Annotated in this window: 11 protein-coding genes; 8 read left to right on the forward strand and 3 right to left on the reverse strand. The window is 58.2% G+C overall.

The features are described from left to right. Positions 1-66 precede the first annotated feature (66 nt). The 8 genes from JYB84_RS00695 (at position 67) to JYB84_RS00730 (ending at position 15,151) form a co-directional block, all read left to right on the forward strand. Positions 67-7,437, forward strand: coding sequence for an Ig-like domain-containing protein (locus tag JYB84_RS00695; RefSeq protein ID WP_207321571.1), 7,371 nt, complete (start codon positions 67-69; stop codon positions 7,435-7,437). Next, positions 7,434-8,027 carry an outer membrane beta-barrel protein gene (locus tag JYB84_RS00700; RefSeq protein WP_207321570.1) on the forward strand — a complete coding sequence of 198 codons (594 nt, stop codon included), beginning with the start codon at positions 7,434-7,436 and terminating at the stop codon, positions 8,025-8,027. Before JYB84_RS00695 ends, JYB84_RS00700 begins: the two co-directional genes overlap by 4 nt. 303 nt (positions 8,028-8,330) lie before the next feature. Further along, positions 8,331-9,104: a class I SAM-dependent methyltransferase gene (locus tag JYB84_RS00705; protein ID WP_207321572.1), complete on the forward strand. Its 774-nt coding sequence runs from the start codon at positions 8,331-8,333 to the stop codon at positions 9,102-9,104. A gap of 127 nt (positions 9,105-9,231) precedes the next feature. Next, entirely contained in the window at positions 9,232-10,113 is an 882-nt protein-coding gene (locus tag JYB84_RS00710) for a substrate-binding periplasmic protein (protein ID WP_207321573.1), read from the forward strand. 105 nt (positions 10,114-10,218) lie between these two features. After that, positions 10,219-11,541, forward strand: coding sequence for a DUF4397 domain-containing protein (locus tag JYB84_RS00715; RefSeq protein WP_207321574.1), 1,323 nt, complete (start codon positions 10,219-10,221; stop codon positions 11,539-11,541). 87 nt (positions 11,542-11,628) lie between these two features. Further along, entirely contained in the window at positions 11,629-12,537 is a 909-nt protein-coding gene (locus JYB84_RS00720; RefSeq protein WP_228289672.1) for a DMT family transporter, read from the forward strand. Between the two features lie 176 nt (positions 12,538-12,713). Then, positions 12,714-13,610, forward strand: coding sequence for an ABC transporter ATP-binding protein (locus tag JYB84_RS00725; RefSeq protein WP_207321575.1), 897 nt, complete (start codon positions 12,714-12,716; stop codon positions 13,608-13,610). Beyond that, on the forward strand, positions 13,610-15,151 hold the full coding sequence (locus tag JYB84_RS00730) for a hypothetical protein (RefSeq protein ID WP_207321576.1): 1,542 nt from the start codon (positions 13,610-13,612) through the stop codon (positions 15,149-15,151). The genes JYB84_RS00725 and JYB84_RS00730 overlap by 1 nt, the downstream gene beginning before the upstream one ends. A 19-nt stretch (positions 15,152-15,170) precedes the next feature. On the opposite strand, the gene JYB84_RS00735 is transcribed toward JYB84_RS00730, so the two are convergent. The 3 genes from JYB84_RS00735 to hslO form a co-directional block, all read right to left on the reverse strand. Then, entirely contained in the window at positions 15,171-16,958 is a 1,788-nt protein-coding gene (locus tag JYB84_RS00735) for a M14 family metallopeptidase (protein WP_228290933.1), read from the reverse strand. 199 nt (positions 16,959-17,157) lie between these two features. Then, positions 17,158-18,699, reverse strand: a complete 1,542-nt coding sequence (locus JYB84_RS00740) for a phosphoenolpyruvate carboxykinase (RefSeq protein ID WP_407696006.1) — start codon at positions 18,697-18,699, stop codon at positions 17,158-17,160. 206 nt (positions 18,700-18,905) lie between these two features. After that, entirely contained in the window at positions 18,906-19,766 is an 861-nt protein-coding gene (gene hslO / locus JYB84_RS00745; RefSeq protein WP_207321578.1) for an Hsp33 family molecular chaperone HslO, read from the reverse strand.

The following is a 19,766-nucleotide window of genomic DNA, read 5'->3' on the forward strand; positions in this document are numbered from 1 at the left end:
ACTCACCATCTCAGATTCCCTACAAAACAAAAGTTTAATCCTACCTATTTGGCATTGGAGTGCTTTATGAAAAACGCATTAACGGGCGTCCGCGCCCGCGCTTTGCTCTCGCTGTCAATTTATCTCGGTTTAGGTTGGTCAAGTGCTCAGGCGGCCGATGTAGTGCTCTCTAATGGCGGCACCTTGGGCGGTACCAGCGTAATGGGTTTCAACATGGGGCAGTCGTTCACGGCGACCAAGACCGGACGGATCACCCAGGTCGAGATTGCGGCCTCGAACAACGTCTTCGGAACCGCGACACTCAATATCTATTCGGGCGCCGGCAATGGCGGAACCCTGCTCTATAGCAAGAGCGGTATCGATTTTTCGGGCGTCGCCGCCATCATCGACCCCAACGTCTACAGTTACACCGCCATTACCGTGGACACCGAAGTGCCGATAATCAGCGGCAACGTCTACACCTTCCTGTTGACGCCAAAGACCGCCCTCGACATTGGTTATGTCAACAGCAACAACTACGCCGGTGGCGCCTTGTTTTCGCCTGACCTCGGCGGCTTCCAGAACGGTAACGATCTTCCGTTCAAGATTACCCAGGCTGATCCTCTATATGACAGCGACGGCAACCTGACCGCCGGCGCTGGCGCAGAAGCCAGCACCATAGACACCACTGTGGATACAGTTGGTGAGGCCATTGACTTCATGGACTTCACCTTGACCGATGGCGGTAGCGGCGATGCTCGTAACCTGACCGCGTCGCAAATCGTGGTGCACATCGGGGGCACCAGCAGCAACACCGAACGCTCGGCTGTTACCTGGCGATTGAATGGCCCTGACGCCACTAACGTGGTCGGCGTCTACAACAGCGGCGCCCAGACCATCACCTTCTCCGGTCTCTCTATCAGCGTTGCCGACGGCGGCAACGAGACCTACACCATCAATGGTTATTTCAATACCACCACCGGCCTGACAGAAGGCCATACGTTTACCTTGAGCCTGGACGGCGCTACAGATGTTACTGTTGGTCAAGTCGACAGTCATTTCGGTGTCACTTCCTCCGTCAGCAATGGTGCAGGTGCGGCCATCAGCGTCGTCGCCTCAAAGCTCACTTTCAATACCCAGCCGGCCGGCTCGGTTTCCGGGGCTGCGCTGACTACTCAGCCGGTCGTGGCAGCGACCGATGCCTTCGGCAACACCGACGTTGATTACACCAGCAACATCACACTTACCGAAGGCAGCGCCGGTTCGCTTTCGGGGACGACCACGCTGGCTGCCACCGCAGGCGTGGCAACCTTCACCAACGTCGTATATACGGCAACGGCCGACCAGGAAGCGTTCACCTTGACCGCAGCTTCCGGCGCCTTAACCGACGGAACATCCAATGCGGTGAACTCGGACGTGGTTGCGACACAGTTGATCTTTACCACCCAACCAGCTCCGACGACCTTGGTCAGCGGCGCGTCCACCAACTTCTCCACGGTTCCTGTGGTCAAGGCTGTGGACGGTACCAGTACAGTCGATACCGGCTACGCGACAGCGATAGTCCTTTCGGTCACAGATCCCAATGATGGTATTGTCGACGGCACAGTCGACGCGTTCACGGGTACCGGTGATGAAGATATTCTCGGTTCCACCGTAACTATATCGCCGACCAGCGGAGCCTCTACCTACACAGGTTTGGCGATTCAATACACGGCAGGGGGTGTCAGCGATACCATAGCGTTACGTGCGACATCCGGCGGCCTGACTGCCGTCAACAGCAGCAGCATTAATGCGATAAGTCCACCAACGGTCACTGATGGCAATATCAGCATCAGCGGCGGTACCGGAACGGCCGGCGCCTTCAGGATCGGCGATGTGGTCACGGCGACCTGGGATAACTCTGGCACTGGTGACAATAATGCCGGTGTGTCAGCGGTGACTGTCGACTTCAGTCAATTCGGCGGCGGCGCGGCGGTTGCGGCCAGCAACAATCTGGATATCTGGACCGCGACCTATACCATAGTGGCTGGCGCAATCGATGCTTCCAACCGTAACGTCAGTGTTACCGCCACCGGCAGCGGTTCAAGCACCACTGCTGATACCACCAATGCCACGGTCGATAATATTGCACCCACGGTCACCGACGGTAATATCACGGTCACAGGCGGCACCGGTACCGGCGGAGCCTTTATCCTGGGCGACACTGTGACTGCGACCTGGAATAATACAGCTGGCGGTGACAACAACAGCGATACCATAGTTGGGGTCACAGTTGATTTCAGCAGCATGGGCGGCGGCAGCGCCGTGACTGCAACAGATTCTGCCGGCGTCTGGAGTGCTACCTACGACATTACCTCAGGCTCAACCAGTGGCAGCAACCTGAATGTCAGTGTCGAGGCCACAGATAATGCAGGTAATACTACCCAGCAGGCTGATACCAGCAACAGCAGCATAGATAAAGACGTGCCGACAGTGACCAGCGTCAGTGTGCCTGTCAATGGCACCTATATTGTTGGGGATAGCCTGGATTTCACCGTCAACCTGGATGACAACGTGACGGTTGATACCGGTGGTGGAACGCCACAGTTGAGCCTGACTATAGGCGCCACGACCCGCCAGGCCGCTTATCTGTCTGGCAGCGGTACCAGTGCTTTGGTGTTCCGTCATACCGTGCTGTCCGGTGATGAAGATACCGATGGTATTGCGGTCGGGGCACTCTCAGCCAACGGTGGCACTCTGCGCGATAGCTCAGGGAATGATCTCGACTTAACCCTTAATTCAGTTGGTTCAACAACCAGTGTGTTGATAGATGCTATCGCACCCACTGTGAGTATTGGCTCAAGTGCCTCTGGCACGGTCAACGGTCAGTTTGATGTGACCTTTACCCTGAGCGAAAGCAGCAGCGACTTCACTGCGGCCGACGTCACGGTCGGCAACGGCAGTAAGGGCAGCTTCAGTGGCAGTGGCACCAGCTACACCCTGGCTGTGACCCCTTCAGGCGATGGCGCGGTGACGGTTGATGTGGCTGGAGGCGTGTTTACCGATGCGGCCGGTAACGGCAACACGGCAGCGACCCAGTTCAGCATCAACGCCGATGTGTCGGCACCGACCTTAAGCAGTTCATCGCCCTTCGATGACGAGGTCAATGTGGCCACTACGGTCACGCCGGTACTGACCTTCAATGAGACGGTACAACTTGGCAACGGCAGTATCAGCCTGCAGGAAGTGGGAGGCAGCAGCTTCGAGAGCTTCGATGCCGGCACAGGTATGGGCGATAACGGCGGCTCGGTGGCGGTGCTGGGCAGTGCCCTGACCATCACCCCCGGCGCTGCGCTGCGCACCGGCAAGCAATACGCCATACACATTGACAACGGCGCCATCACCGACAGCAACGGCAATGCTTATGCGGGTATCAGTGATGACACCACACTCAACTTCCTGGTACGGCCCAAGCTGGTGCTCAGTGTCGACAAGACAGAGGTCAGTGAACCCCACAGCGAAACCGCAACAGTGACCCTGTCACTGCAGGACGACGGTGGCAATGCCTTTGTTGCCCTGTCGGATGTGGACGTGGTGTTGGCCCTGAGTGGCACTGCGACATTGAACAGCGATTACGGTCTGCTCGGCAGCAACTTTACTGAGGGGACTCTGACCCTGACCGTGCCCGCGGGTTCGGACAGCAGCACCCTGAGTGTCACCGCCATTGATGACGTGGTGAGCGATGATGGCGAAACCATTGCGGTCGACATCGACTCTGTCTCCAGTGGCAATGCCACCGAGGTGACTGCCCAGTCGGTGAGCATCACTGTGAATGAAAACCGGACGCCAACCCTGACGGGCCTGCCTGCCAGTTTCACCATAGTGGAAGATGAGGTCAGCAATATCGACCTGTCGGCTGTGGTACTGGCCGATGCCGACAATGACCTGCTGAACCTGGTGTTGTCGGTGGACAGCGGTACCCTGACATCGCCCCTGGGCAACAGCGGTAATGTCACAGTAGTGGGCTCGGGCACAGATGCCATGGTGCTGACAGGGCTGGCGGCAGATCTGAATACCTTCCTCGACAACGCCAACGCGGTGGCCATTACCACAGCGCAGGATCAAACCGTGGACATCGTCCTCAGCGCCGCACCGAGCGATGGCCTGGCAAACGGCAGCATGAGTCAGGCCACGGTCAGCGTGACCCCGGTCAATGATGCGCCGACCGGCAGTGTGACCATCTCAGGTATGGCCGTTGAGGATGCCATGCTCACCGCCAGCAACACGCTCGCGGACGTGGAGGGTCTGGGCACCATCAGCTACCAGTGGAACCGCAACAGTGTGCCGGTCCTTGGCGCCACTGCCGCCAGCTATGTGCTGGGTGATGTGGACGTGGGTGGCCTGATGACTGTGACCGCCAGCTACACAGATGGTCAGGGCACGGCGGAAAGCGTGACCTCGGCCGCGACGGCGGCGGTGGCCAACGTCAACGATGCGCCCACCGGGACTGTGTCCATCAGCGGGGTGGCGCTGGAAGGGGAAACCCTGACCGCCAGCCACAACCTGGCCGACGATGACGGTCTGGGAGCCGTAAGCTTCCAGTGGTTGCGGGAGAACGCCGTGATTGCCAACGCCAGTGGCAGCAGCTATCTGCTGGTTGCTGCCGATATCGGCAGCCGCATCAGCGTTCGCGCCGGCTATACCGACGGTCATGGCACCGCCGAAGCCGTCGACTCGGCCCAGACCGAAGCTGTGGTGGCGGCCAACAAGGCGCCGGTGGCCAATAACAGCCAGGTCAGTGTCGATGAAGACAGCAGCATAGCGATAGAGCTGGATGCGACCGACCCGGACCAGGACACCCTGGCAGTGACCATAGAGACACAACCCACCAACGGTGAGTTGGTGCAGCAAGGGGCGCTGTGGCTGTACACCCCCAATGCCGACTTCAACGGCGATGACAGCTTCAGCTACAGCGTATCCGATGGTTCGCTGAGCTCAGGCACGGCCACGGTCAGCATCACCGTGACTCCGGTCAATGACGCGCCGGTGGCGGTGGCGGATGCCTTTGAGCTCAGCAGTGATTCGGGGCAGTTCAGCGCCTTCAATGTGCTGGCCAACGACACCGACATCGATGGCGATGCCCTGACCCTGTATCAGGTCAGCACCAACCTGGGTGAAGCCAAAGTGGTGGACAACCAGCTGAGCTACCGTGCGCCCCTGGGTTACCAGGGCACTGTGGTGGTCAACTACAAGGTGCGGGATGCGGCCAAGGCCGAAAGCAGTGCCGTGGCGACGTTGACCGTCAGCTCCACGGCGGCGGGGATAGTGCTGACGCCACCGGCGGATGTGACCGTCAATGCCACCGGCTTGTTTACCAAGGTCGAGATGGGCACGGCGGTGGCCACGGCCGGCGGTGAGAGTCTGCCGGTGACGGTGGACAGCAACGGCTTCTTCAGTCCCGGCGCCCACAAGGTGACTTGGTCTGCGGCCGACGGTGACACAACTGTGTCCATGACCCAGGCGGTGAATGTCATTCCCCTGGTGGGTCTGAGCAAAGACCAGACGGCGAGCGAAGGCAGTGATGTGAGCTTCCGGGTGCTGCTCAACGGTGATGCGGTGAGCTATCCGGTGGAAGTGCCCTACAGCGTAGGCGGCACAGCCGCGACCGATGGCTCAGACCACGATTTGGTGGATGGCAGCGTGATGTTCAACCAGGGCGAGCTGGAGAAAACCGTGTCGCTGCACCTAGTGGACGATGGCACCCCCGAAGGCAATGAAACTGTAGTGGTCACCCTGGGCACCCCGACCCATGCGGTGCTGGGACCCAAGGCCAGCCATACCCTGACGATAGTGGAAAGCAACGTGGCGCCCAGTGTGGTACTTGGTGCCACCCAGGGTGACGGCCAGACCCGTATTGTCAGTCAGGATGGCGGCCTGGTGACGGTGACAGCCACTGTGACCGACCCCAACACGGGTGACAGCCACAGCTTTGACTGGTCGCAGAGTGATAACGCGTTGGTCGACAGCGACGGTGACGATAGCACCTTCACCTTTGACCCATCGACGCTGTCACCGGGCTTCTACAAGCTGCGGGTGGCGGTGAGTGACGGCGACAAGACAGGTATGGACCGTCTGAAACTGCGGGTCGAGGCGGCGCTGCCGACACTGGACACCACAGACAGCGACGGTGACGGCATCAACGATAACGATGAAGGCGCGGGTGACAAGGATGGTGACGGTATCCCGGATTACCTGGATGCGGTCAACCTGGCCCGCAACGTGGTCCAGGAAACCCCAGCCAGCAGCAACAGCTTCCTGATGGAAACTGAACCCGGTCTGGCATTGAGTTTGGGTGATGTGGCGTTCCGCGCCAACGGAAGTGACACAGGTGTCAGCAACGGCGATGTGGTGACCCATGGTAATGAGGGCGCGGGGGCGACGGACGACATCGACTATCGCTATGGCAACGGTATGTTCGACTTCAACGTGGAAGAACTGCCGCTGTCGGGGCAGTCGGTCAACATAGTGGTGGCCCAGTTCCAGCCGGTACCGGCCAATGCTGTGTACCGCAAGCTGATGCCGGGTGGTTGGCAGGACTTTGTGATTGATGCCAATAACGCCGTGGCCTCGGCATCCGGTGCCGAGGGTTACTGCCCACCGCCGGGTGATGCGGCCTACAGCACAGGTCTGACCGAAGGTCACTGGTGTGTGCAGTTGACCATAGAGGACGGCGGTCCGAACGATGCCGACGGTGAGGTCAACAGTGCCATCGACGACCCGGGTGGTCTGGCGGTGCCGGCCGGCAGCAACAATGCGCCCATGACGACCGCCGATGTGGTGACCATGAAGCGCAACGCCAGTATCGACATTGACGTGCTGGCCAATGACACCGACGTTGACGGCGACAGCCTGATGTTGACCAGCGTGAATGCCGACCTGGGTCAGGTGAGCATAGTGGACAACCAGCTGCACTATGTGGCCGAAGCCGGGCACCTGGGTGAGGCGCACCTGAGCTACGGTGTCAGTGACGGTAAGGGCGGCTCGGCCAGTGGCAAGGTGACAGTGTCTGTGTTGCCGAACAAGGCGCCGGTGGCGGCGCCTGATATGGCCTCGGTGCACAGTGGCAACAGCGTGGTGATAGACGTGCTGGCCAACGACAGCGACCCGGATGCGGATGCGCTGACCGTGACCGCGGCCAGTGCTATGCACGGCATCGTGGTTATCAACGCCGACAACAGCCTGACTTATACGCCGACAGTGGGCTATGACGGCACGGATACGGTGAGCTACAGCATCAGCGACGGTGACGGCGGTGAAGCGCAAGGCACTGTGACCATAGCGGTATCGGCGATGGAGACTGTGACCATCACCAACCGCTCGTCCGGCGGTGCGCTGAACTTCTGGGCCTTGGGTGTGCTGCTGGCGGGCCTGTGGCGCCGTCAGTCGAAAAACAATAAACAGGGAGTCAAAACCAAATGAGAGCAGGCATAGGGTTAATGGTAGTGGCGCTGTGGAGCGCGGCGGTGACGGCCGAACCCTTCGAGCTGGGCCTGTGGCTGGGCCAGGCTTCGACGGATGTGCGCGGAAACAGTGCTGACATAATGAGTGCCGACATAGTGGGTGTCGATGACAATGACACCAGTTGGGGAGTGGAGCTGGGTTACGCCCTGACGGACGACTTCGGCCTGACCCTGGGGTATGTGGACCAGGGCGAGGGTACCCTGGTGCTGCAGGCCGACACCATCACGCCCGCGGCCTATCACCAGCAGGTGCGCGAAGTAGCGCCGCTGCTGGCCGAAGGGGTGACGCTCGGCGGCGCCCTGCGCTTCCCGGTGGCGGAGCAGTTCTCGTTGTTTGCCGAAGCGGGCGCCTTCTTCTGGGAGTCGAAGGTGAAGAGCAGTAACGGCACTGAGACGCTGAAAACCAACTTCGACGGCACCGACATGTACGTGGGCACCGGGGCGAGTTACCACTGGTCACCCCAGTGGTCGGCGTCGGTGCGCTATCGGTACTACCATCTGGATGAAACCGTGAACGACTGGTCGGTTGGACTCAGCTACCGCTTCTGACCGCCACAGCGGTGGCGTGCAGCGATGAACAGAAAAAGGCGCCCAAGGCGCCTTTTTTATTTTATGCCTCTTACCCTTGGATCAGATCAAACACGGGATCCCGGATGCAGAGCTAAGGGATGACACAGCTTGGGCACAAGGCTATGCTGGAGCGCTGGATGGCATCTCCTCTGGATCACCAGAGTCAACTGCGAGCGACAATGGCTGCCCAGTCACGGATCTTGTGGCGATGATTTAGCTTCTAACCCATGTTCCACAAAGCCGTGTTAACAACATCGATAAACATTGACTCAGGAATACACCATGGAAGACTTTCTTGCCCTGAACCGCGATGGATGGGATACCCGCACCGAGCTGCACCTTGAATCTGATTTTTATGACCTGCCGGGCTTTTTGGCGGGTAACACCAGTTTGCGGGAAATCGAGTTGGCGGAACTGGACGTGCGGGGCAAGCATTTGCTGCACTTGCAATGTCATTTTGGTCTGGACACCCTGTCGTGGAAACGTCGGGGCGCTGCCTCAGTGACCGGGCTCGACTTATCCCCCAAGGCCATAGCGGCCGCTCGGCAGATAGCGGCCCAGGCGGACCTTGATGCCAGTTTCATCTGCGGCGATGTATTGCAGGCCAGAACCCTGGTGACCGCGGAGTTTGATCTGGTATTTGTCTCCTATGGCGCCTTGCTGTGGCTGCCGGACTTAGCGGCATGGGCCCAGACAGTGGCCGCCTGTCTCAAGTCCGGCGGTATGCTGTATTTGGCGGAATTTCACCCTGCCAAGGCGCTGCTGGATGGCTATGACTATTTCCACACCGGGCTGGCCGAAGTGGAGGAGGATGGCAGTTACACGGAAAACAGTCGTGATACCAAGTCAACTCTGGTCAGCTGGTCCCACGATCTGGGGGCCATATTGTCGGCACTGCTGGCGGCGGGCTTGGTGGTTGAGGCGTTTCGGGAGCACGATTTCAGCCCCTATAATTGCTTTGCCAACCTGATCGAGGAAGAGCCGGGCCGTTATCGCCAAAGGCTCAATGGCAAGGCGGTGCCCATGGTGTTTTCCTTGCAAGCACGCAAGCCCTGAGCTGTCCTGCTCCCATTCGCGGTTTTTCCTCTAAAGCATTTTGATTGGCGCCCCTCAGGGCCGGCCACTATGCTCAGAATGTACCCGGCCGCTTGCCGGGGGAGTGCAGGGATTGCCGGGAGAAAGAATGACACCCTATAGCCTGTTGCCCTTATTGTTCTGCCTGCTCATGACGCAAGCCTGGTCGGCACCTGTGGCTACGCGTCAGACTGTACTGGTGGAATCACAGCGTTCGGCACGGGATGCCAGCCATGATTTTTATGTGGATCTGCTGCAACTGGTGCTGAACAACAGCCGTGAGCAGTGGGGCGAGGCCAAGGTCGAAGAGGTGAACGGTGATTTCTCCCAGTCCCGCGCCTTTGCCGCACTCAACAGTGGCCAGTTGCATGTGTTCTGGGCCGGTACCAGCAAGCAAAGGCAACAGAGATTCAGGGCCATAGAGGTGCCCTTGTTTGCCGGCCTGCTGGGTGTTCGGGTACCTGTTATCCGCCGGGACAGGTTGGCAGAGTTTCGCGGTTATCAAACCTTGGTCGACTGGCAAGGGCTGCTGGCGTGCCAAGGGTCGCAATGGCCGGATTCGGACATACTGGAGGCCAATGGTTTCAGGGTAACCCGGATAGCCAAGTTTGATCTTATGTACAGCATGCTCAAGCAGGGGCGCTGTGACTACTTCCCCCGGGGGCTCAATGAGGTCGGTGCCGAATTGGCGGCAGTCGGCCAGCAGGACCTGATGGCCTACGAAGATGTGCTGATAACTTACCCCTTTCCCATGTATTTCTTTGTCGCCAAGGACAACGAGGCTTTGTACCAACGCCTGAGCATCACCCTGGAGGCCATGGCCGCCAGTGGTGAGTTGCGACATTTTCTCTTCAGTCACCCCACCACCGCCGGGCTGTTTCCTCTGGCCCGCTTTGACGACAGTCTCAGGTTCCGACTGACCAATGCCCTGTTGCCGGAGTCGACCCCTTTGCAGCGTCCGGAACTCTGGCTGCCGCTGGCTCGTCCCTGAGGTTTGCACAGCTTTGCGTCCCTTGACTGTGATTTACATTCCCCGCCTGTCTGAACTCCCGAACTTGCAATAAAAACGTTAACGGGAGGTTGTGTGGGAAGTTCAATGAAATTGGGTCTGGTGGCCCTGATGTTGCCTTGGCTTGCGGCCTGCGGGGGCAGCGATGGCGGTGACGGGGACAGCGACAGCGTCGCCTACGTGCAATTTTACAATGCCTCGGCCAACAGCCCGGCGGTGACCCTGACACTCGACGAGTATGCTTATTCGGCGGTGGAATTTGGTGACAGCCTGCCTCGCTATGGTGTGAGCCCCCAGACTCTGGATGTGGCGCTACTGGGGGTGGATGCGGCCGGTGACGAACTGAGCCTGCATGAGCAAAACCTGGACTTTGTCGATGGCGAGAATCATCTGCTGGTGCTCTACGGTGACTATGGTGACAGCAAGCTGATGGACCTGGTCTACAACCGCGATGAGCTGGACGAGCTCAACGATGAGGGGGAAGACAAGGCTCAGGTGTTGGTGGCCCACGTGGCGCCGGGCTTGTCCGCCTATGATGTCTATGTGGCGGCCGATGGGGTGGATTTCGGCTCGGCACAGTTGCTGGGAAGCCCGTCCTATGGCCAGTACAGCGACAGCTTGCTGCTGGATACCGGCTACTACCGGGTGTTTTTGACCGAGCCCGGCGGCACAGAGCCTGTGTTCAGTTCCGCCTTGCTCGATTTCAGCCAACAAACGGTACAAAAGCTGATGCTGCGTCCCGGCTTTGGCCCCGACAGTCTTAAATTGAGGATTGATGCGGTGGATTCCACGGGTTCACCCCTGTCGGTGACGGATGCGGCGGCCGCGGCCCAGTACCGGGTGTATAACGCCTGTGGCGCCGAGCGTACCCTGGAGCTCGGCAAGGACGAGCAGGTTCAGTCCAGCCTCATTGTTGCCGCGGGGGCTATCTCAGAGTATCAGGTGCTGCCATTCGATGATTATGATCTCGATATTTGGGACGAAGTCGGAAATCAAGGTATCCAGGATCTGCTGCTGACCTTTAACCAGGATGACAGTCGTACCCTGGTGATTTACCCCGGAACCGACGGCATGCAGGCCATGGCATTGACCGAGGATCTGCGGCCCCGCAGTTTCGATTACAAGCTGACGGCAGTCAACCTGGTGCCGGACAGTGAGGATCTCAGTATCTACTTCCTGACCGAGGACGAGACCCTGGATTCGGCGCAGTACAAACTCAGCAATTGGGATTTCAGCGAGCGGCCGTCGTTGACGCTGCCAAGTGGCAGTTACGAGGTGTTGGTGATCGCCGCCGATGATAATGGCACCCTGTCGCGGCTTGCCCGGTTGGCTCTGAATCTGGACGGTCACCAAAATCTCAGTCTGGTATTGACCCGTGATGGTGACAGTTACCGGTTAACGGCGCTCTAGCCACGTTCCATGAATAAGCCTGAGGCGCCTGCAGTCAGCAGGCGCTTTTTATTGCTCGCCCCGCTATAATGACGCTCTTTTTGTCCTGTGCCTGCGACCCTTATCTTGAGCTACGAATACCTGGCCCTGCTGGCGGCCGCCTGTTGGGCCGTCGGCAGTCTGATGTCTGCCAATGCCTCAACCCATTTGGGATCCTTTGCCTTTACCCGCTGGCGTATGCTGAGTGCCAGCCTGATGCTGTGGATCCTGACAATTATCGGTGGCGGCTGGCATAGCCTGGGGGCCGACAACCTGTGGTTGCTGGCACTGTCGGGCGTCATAGGCATATTCATTGGTGACACCTCGCTGTTTGCTGCCATGAATCGCCTTGGTCCCCGCCGTGCCGGGGTGCTGTTTGCCAGTCACTCGCTGTTTTCCCTGGTGCTGGCTTACCTGTTTCTTGGCGAAACCCTCTGGGGCTGGACCTTGCTCGGCAGCGCCATGCTGGTCAGTGGGGTGATGACGGCGGTGTTCTTTGGCAAGCGCAAGAGTGAGCAGCATGTCTGGGAAGCGAACAGTGGCAAGCTGCACACTGGGGTGGCACTCGGACTGCTGTCGGCCCTGTGTCAGGCCGTGTCTACCCTGATGCTCAAGCCGCTGATGGCGACCGACATCGATGCCATTGCCGCCTCGGCAATGCGTATGACCTCGGCCTTCGTGCCCCATTTTCTGTTGCTGCTTTTGGGCGTTAAGGTGGCCAGGGCCTACAGACCCATGACCAAAAAGGTGTTTGCCCTGGTGGTCGGCAATGCGGCCCTGTCCATGGTACTCGGCATGACCCTGATATTGCTGGCACTGCGCCATGGCAACGCAGGTATGGTTGCCATACTCTCATCCGTCAGCCCGGTACTGGTGCTGCCACTCCTGTGGTTGGTATACAAACGCAGTCCGGCCCTGGGTGCTTGGCTCGGCGCCATTATGACTGTGTGCGGCACCATGTTGATCCTCAAACATTGATGGCTGCATCAACCGCCCGCCCAGGGGGTGAAATTCACCATCTATTGGTCTGTTCCGCTGCCGTAAAAGTCGAATTGCGAACCAATTTTATATCAACCCATTGATATTAAGCTGTTTTGTTTATTGGCATATGATTTGCTGCTGTCCGCTCACTTCACAACAGAACGGACTCTCCTATGCTTCTGGACATTCAGGAACTCACACAAAGCTACAAGGGCGGCAAGCTGGCCATAGACCAGTTGTCATTGACGGCCGGAGCCGGCATTTTGGGGCTGCTTGGCCCCAATGGCGCGGGCAAAACCTCATTAATGCGCATCCTGGCGACCATCAGCCAACCCAGCTCCGGCAAGGCCCTGTGGCGCGGTCAGGATATAGCAATGAATCCGTCACAGCTCCGTGGCGAGCTTGGCTACCTGCCGCAGTATTTCGGTGTCTACGATCAGCTCAGCGGCCGTGAATTCCTGCATTACCTTGCGGGTATGAAGGGGCTCAAACACGCGGACGCGGACAAACAAATCAGTGAATTGCTGGCAAGGTTGAACCTGCTGCCGGTGGCCGATACCTCATTGAGTCAATATTCGGGGGGCATGCGCCAGCGTATTGGGATAGCCCAGGCGCTGCTGAATGACCCTGCGCTATTGATAGTGGATGAGCCGACAGTGGGTCTTGATCCCCAGGAGCGGGCGGGTTTTCGCCAGTTGCTCAGCGAAGGTCGGGAAGAGCGCCTGGTGATCCTGTCGACCCACATAGTCTCGGATGTTGAATCCATTGCCGACACCATAGCCATTATGGCCGCCGGCAAGCTTATCCAACTGGGTTCACCCCAGGCACTGCAGGCCAAGGTGGCCGACAAATGTTGGCAATGCACTGTTTCACCGGCTGAGCTGACAGAGTTGCAACGGGATTTTGTGGTCAGCCACAGCACTCGTCAGGGGGATAGACTGCTGGTGAACCTGGTAGCGGATCTGTGCCCTCATCCCGGCGCGCAGCGCCGGGCCCCCAGCCTCGAGGACGCCTACCTGTACTTTGTGGCCAACAAACCCGGCCCGCGCGCGCTGACCAAGGTGGCCTGATGAACAGATTCCTGCAATCCGTCATGGCGGATTACCGTCAGCGTATCCGGCGCCAGAGCTTTCTGGCCACCCTGCTGCTGATGGCCGTGCTGACTATGCTGTTTTTCCCGTCCACGGACTCCGAGTACCAGACGCTGATCATCAATGATTACCGGGGTATTTATAACAGCGCCTGGCTTGGGATCTGCCTGGCCATGTTGAACATTATTTTCCTGCCCATCATCTGTTTCTATCTGATTAAAAACGCCATAGGCACGGATCGGAACACGGGCATAGGTGAGCTTATTGCCGCCACTCCGGTGAGCAAGAGCGCTTACCTGCTGGCAAAATGGACGGTTAACGTTGGCGTGCTGCTCAGCATAGTCATGGTGATGATGCTGACCCTGGTGTTTATCCAGCTCTATTACGGTGAAAGCCGCGAGATTGAACCCTGGTTGATACTTTGGCCGCAATTGGTGTTTGTGGTGCCCATGTTGCTGTTGATCGCCGCCGTGGCCCTGCTGTTTGAATCCGTGTCCTGGCTACGAGGTGGCTTGGGTAACTTGCTGTATTTCTTCCTCTGGACGGGCTCGATAGTGAACATGGCCGAGAGCGGCTCCGGTCTCGGCCTAGTGATGAAACAACTTGAGACCGAGGTAGTACAGAAATTCGGTGAGCAGCAGTCCGGCATTAATCTGGGGGTCAGTATTGAACAGGGCTCGATGGAGGTGAAAACCTTTGTCTGGCAAGGTATTGATATTACAAGGGAGCTCGTGCTCAGCGGCTGGCCATTATTACTGGGCTGTGTGATAGCGTTAGGGTTTGCCGTGCTTTTCTTCGATCGCTTCAGGCATGTCGGTGCCCAGGGCTCAGGCATCAAGGCGCCGTCTTTCCTGGCTAAGCTCCTGTCCCGGGCCGGTCATTGGTGTGACTCGGGGTTGAGGGCAGTAACCCAGGGCTTCGGTTTCGGTCGCATGTTCCGCCTGGAGCTCTTGTTGCTGCTCAAGGGACAAAACCCCTATTGGTACCTGGGTTTGATTGGGCTAAATGTGGCTCAGCTGTTTGTTCCACAAGAAGTGTTGATGAACGCCCTGATCCCTGTGTCCTGGTTATTTTGTGTGCTGGTATTGTCCCAGCTGGGGTTGCAGGCAAGGCTCGCCAATACCCGGGAACTGTTGCTTTATGGGGGAGGGCAACGTTTGTTGCCATTGCTGAGTGCAGCAGCAGCCTTATTATTGCTGGCGTCCGCTGGCGGTTTGCTCAGGATGCTGTGCCAGGCCCAGTGGCTGATAGTGCTGCAAATGTTGATTGCCGTGGGCTTTACCCTGGCGCTGGCACACGCCTGCGGGCGACTTACCGGTACGTGCCGTACCTTTGAAATCCTGTATCCGGCGCTGTGGTACATAGGCCCGCTGCACGCCACCTTGTATATGGACTATTTCGGGGTTAACAGCCAGCAGAGTTGGCAGGCGGGTATACCGCTTTACGTGACAGCCCTGACCCTGCTGTTGCTGTTTGTGGGTACGGTGAAGGCCAGAGTGGAGCTTGGCGGCAGGGCTTGAACCTGCCGCCGGTAAGGTGTCAGCGGCCCCGGTACACGGGATAACGCAGGTACTGGTTGTCATAGTAGGGGCTGCGCTCATAGAACCAGCGCAGGCGGGCATGGGGATCGGCGGCAAAGGCCGGATCCAGCAATGCCTGATCAAACTCGGCCTTGAGGCCGGGATTGTCCTGTAGCATCTTGGCGGCCATGGGCTCCACTGCATAGTCTTCCATGTACTCGGTGCGACTGAATATGGGGTTGAAGAAGCCCCATTGCAGCAGGGAGTCCGGTGATTGGGGCTCCAGCAGCATGATGGCGAGATCGCCCAGCGGCTGATCCGTTGGGATCTTCACTGTGCCGGCGGGCAGGGTCACGCTGACTTTTTCCAGCTTGCTGTCGGCCTTTACCCTGTGGCGCCCTTCGAAATCCTTGGTATCGAATACAGGATTGTCAAACCTGTACTGTTGCAATTTCATTTGTGTATCTTGTTTCAGTTCAGTCATCCGGATTCCATGCAGGCGCAGACGGGCTATCGCTTCCTGCCACTGGGGGGGGATAAAGTAGGCCGCCGGGCGGCTGACCTTGATTCCTGCCTTGGTGCTGCCCAGCACCGGCAGTTGCGGATAGAGCTTGGGTTCACCCAGCCAGCGCACCACCTTGGTGCCTGAAATGGAACTGGTCTCGGTTTTATAATCTATACCCTTGAAATCCCACCCCTGTGGCTGAATTTCATCTTCCCAGGTGAGGGTGATGAGTTGGGCGTAATGAAAGCTGTCCTTCATGATCGCGGCTTTCAGCGACGTGGCCTCGGTGGCCACGGTTTTCAGGGTTTGTTCCAGCATCACATAGGTGCCGAGCACCCTTTGCCTGAAGGGTTTGAGGCTGTGGTTCTCAATCAGAATGGTAGGCAGGTGGCGGGCGTCGCCATAACCGTTGGAGAAGCGGGGCGTGGCGCGCCACCAGGACATGCCCTTGGATAAATCAGTTTCATCGAGGGCGAAAATCAATTGGCCGGGAATATGGCCTGCGTCGCTCAGGGCTGTCTCGACCGCAGGGCGATAATGGCTGTCGAGCCAGCCATAAATGGCCGGACTCAGGCCCTGGGGCAGGTTATAGCCGAAAGTGACATCGTATTGGTAATCGATGCCGTCGGTCACATGTACATCTATGTAGAGTTGGGGTTGCCACTCATTGATGGCGCTCAGCATCAACTGCATTTCCAGGGTATCGGCCTTGGCGTAGTCACGGTTGAGGTTGAGATTGCGGGCGTTGGTGCGCCAGCCCATGTGTTTGGGACCTCGCTGGTTGACCCGGTTGAATTCGCTGCTGCGTTCGTGGGCGTCGACGCTGAAAATCGGCACAAACAGCAGGTTGGCACCATCAAGCAGCCCGGCCTTGGTACCCATGGCTATGTCCCTGAGCAACATCATGCCGGCATCCTTCCCATCAATTTCACCTGAATGAATGCCTGCCTGAACCAACACAGTGGGTTTGCCATTATCGGCCAGCGACTTGGGGGTATCCGCACCTTCGGTGGAAGCCACTATCATCCAGAGATCCCGTCCCTGTGGGCTCTTGCCCAGGCTGACCTTCTGCACCATGGGACTCTGGGCCACCAGTTTATCCAGCCATTCCATGGTGGTTCGATAGTCGGGACTATCAAGCCCCGCGCTTTGTTCGAACGGTGTGGCCCAGGGATCGTTCGCCTCGCGCATCAACGCCAGGCTGGCGCCCTGCCAATCCACCTTCGGAGGCAGTATATCGTCATTGATATAGGTAAGGTCGGCACCGTTGGCACCGGGCAGCAGGGTCAAGGCAAATAACATGAGTGAAAGGGAGGACAGGCGCATGACACACTCCGCAATTGGCAGGCTGTTGTAATTATTGGGGACTTATCTTTCTATAAATGCTCCCTCGCCGCAAGCTGAGAATGGCGCCGGCGCCAGGATTTTATCTGTAAATTGGTGCAATAAAAAAACGGCTCCCTGAGGAGCCGCTTTCAATGCCGGTATCACGACATCAGATTCAGGCCTTGGGGCCGGCGTTTCTGATGGAGTCAGGTACCTGATATTTGGCGAAGTTGGCCTGGAAGGCCTTGGCCAGTTTGGCGGCGTACTCGGCATACTGGCCCTTATCGGCCCAGGTGTTGACCGGATTCAGCAGCTTGCTGTCTACGCCAGGCACTGCGACCGGGATATCCAGGTTCAGCTGTTCCAGGTGCTCGGTTTCTACATCCTTCAGATCGCCGTTGACAATGGCGTCAACGATGGCGCGGGTGGTCGGGATGTCAAAACGCTTGCCCACACCGTATGGACCACCGGTCCAGCCTGTGTTCACCAGGTATACCTGGCTGCCGAAGCTTTCAATACGCTTCATCAGCAGCTCGGCGTACACGCCTGCAGGACGCGGGAAGAAAGGTGCGCCGAAGCAGGTGGAGAAGGTGGACTGGATGGCGGCGGTAGAGCCAATCTCGGTAGAACCCACCTTGGCGGTGTAGCCGGACAGGAAGTGATAAGCAGCCTGTTCCTTGGACAGCTTGGACACGGGAGGCAAGACACCGGACACGTCGCAGGTCAGGAACACTACGGCGTGGGGTTCACCACCGCGGTTGTCTTCCTTGCGCTGGGCAATGTGCTCCAGAGGATAGGCGGCGCGGGTGTTCTCGGTCAGGCTGGAATTCTTGTAGTCTGGGATACGGTTTTCATCCATGACCACGTTTTCCAGCACTGTGCCGAAATGGATTGCGTCCCAAATCACCGGCTCGTTCTTTTGGCTCAGGTCGATACACTTGGCGTAGCAACCGCCTTCGATGTTGAACACACCGCGGGGTGCCCAGCCGTGCTCATCATCACCGATCAGGAAACGCTTGGGATCGGCAGACAGTGTGGTCTTACCGGTGCCGGACAGGCCGAAGAACAGGGTAGTGTCGCCGGCATGGCCCACGTTGGCGGAGCAGTGCATTGGCAGCACGCCCTTGGCGGGCAGCAGGAAGTTCTGCACCGAGAACATGGCTTTTTTCATTTCACCGGCGTACTTGAGACCGGCCAGCAGCACTTTGCGCTCGGCGAAATTGAGGATAACTGTGGCGTCTGAGTTGGTGCGGTCGCGCTCAGGCTGACACACAAATCCCGGGGCATTAATGACTTGCCAGGTGGGCTTGCCGGCCTGGTTGAAGTGCTCAGGGATGATAAACAGGTTACGGGCGAACAGTTGGTGCCAGGCGTACTCTGTGGTCACTGTGACCGGCAGGTAGTGCTCAGGGTCGGCACCGACTTCCAGATCGGAAACGAAAACTTCTTTGTCGGCCAGATAGGCTTCAACGCGGTTCCACAGCTGGGTGAAGGCTTCGGCATCAAAGGCCTGGTTAACCGGACCCCATTCGATTTCATTTTCGGTTGAGGCTTCTCTTACGATAAAGCGATCACCGGGTGAACGACCTGTACGGGCACCGGTTTTGGCAACCAGAGCTCCATTTGCGGTCAATTCTCCCTCGCCACGTGCCAGGGCCAGTTCAACAAGCAGGGCAGTTGAGGGATTACGGTGTACGCGGTTAGCTCCTTCCGCCATAGGTAAGGTCTCCATCATTTTTGTTCGAGGTGTAATGTTGATACCGATCTATGTTGCCGGTTTTGTTTTTCGACGGGCCCGGATTGGGCGGGCCTGGCGTAGGCGCGATTGTACCCGAATCGGCGGCCAATGTGTGAGTTGGATCTGCAAAATCACCTAAAAAAACGGGCGTCAAAACTGACGCCCGTCTTATGCTGTGACCAGGATCACTGTGGTGTGTCCGGCGCCTGGGTGTTGGCGTAAAGCGCCTGAACATCAATGGCATCAAAACGGTAGTGGCTGTTGCAGTATTCACAACCCAATTCAATGATGCCCTTCTCGGCCAGCAGGTGCATGACTTCATCCCTGTCGAGGGTACGGATGGCGGCTGCACTCTTTTCCCGCGAGCAGGTGCATTTGAAGCTGATATCTATGGGGTCAAACAGTCTGACCTGCTCCTGGTGATACAGGCGATGCAGCACTTCCTCGGCCGGCAGGCCAAGCAGCTCTTCCTGTTTAATGGTATCTGTCAGCTGGCTGAGGTGGTCAAAATCCGCCAGGTTGCCGTCTTCACTGGGCAATACCTGCAACAGCATGCCGCCCGCGGTATGGCCATCGGCGAACAGTTTGATCATGGTGGGCAATTGCTCTGACTGCTGGAAATAGTCTTCCAGGCAGGCCGCCAGAGTTCCCTTGTCCAGCGCAATCACGCCTTGATAGCGCTCGCCTTCTTCCGGGGTGAGGGTGATGACCATATAGCCCTTGCCGAACAGCTGGCTCAGACTCGCATCATCGGCCAGCTCACCTTCCCAGCGAGCCACGCCGCGCAGCTCCTGATTATGATTGCCGTTGATGACGGCCATGGACACCGGGCCGTTGCCCTGCAACTGCACCCCAATGTCACCACTGAACTTGAGGGTCGCTGTGATAAGCGAGGTAGCGGCAAGCAGCTCTCCCAGCAGGCGTTGCAATACCGGCGGATAGCTGTGGGCATTGACTATGGCCTGGTAGCTGTCGGCCAGTTGTACCAGCTCACCACGAACGTCTGCATTTTCAAAAAGATAACGGTAAAGTGTGTCTTTGTTCAT

It is taken from the genome of Shewanella cyperi, from assembly GCF_017354985.1.
Lineage (GTDB): Bacteria > Pseudomonadota > Gammaproteobacteria > Enterobacterales > Shewanellaceae > Shewanella > Shewanella cyperi.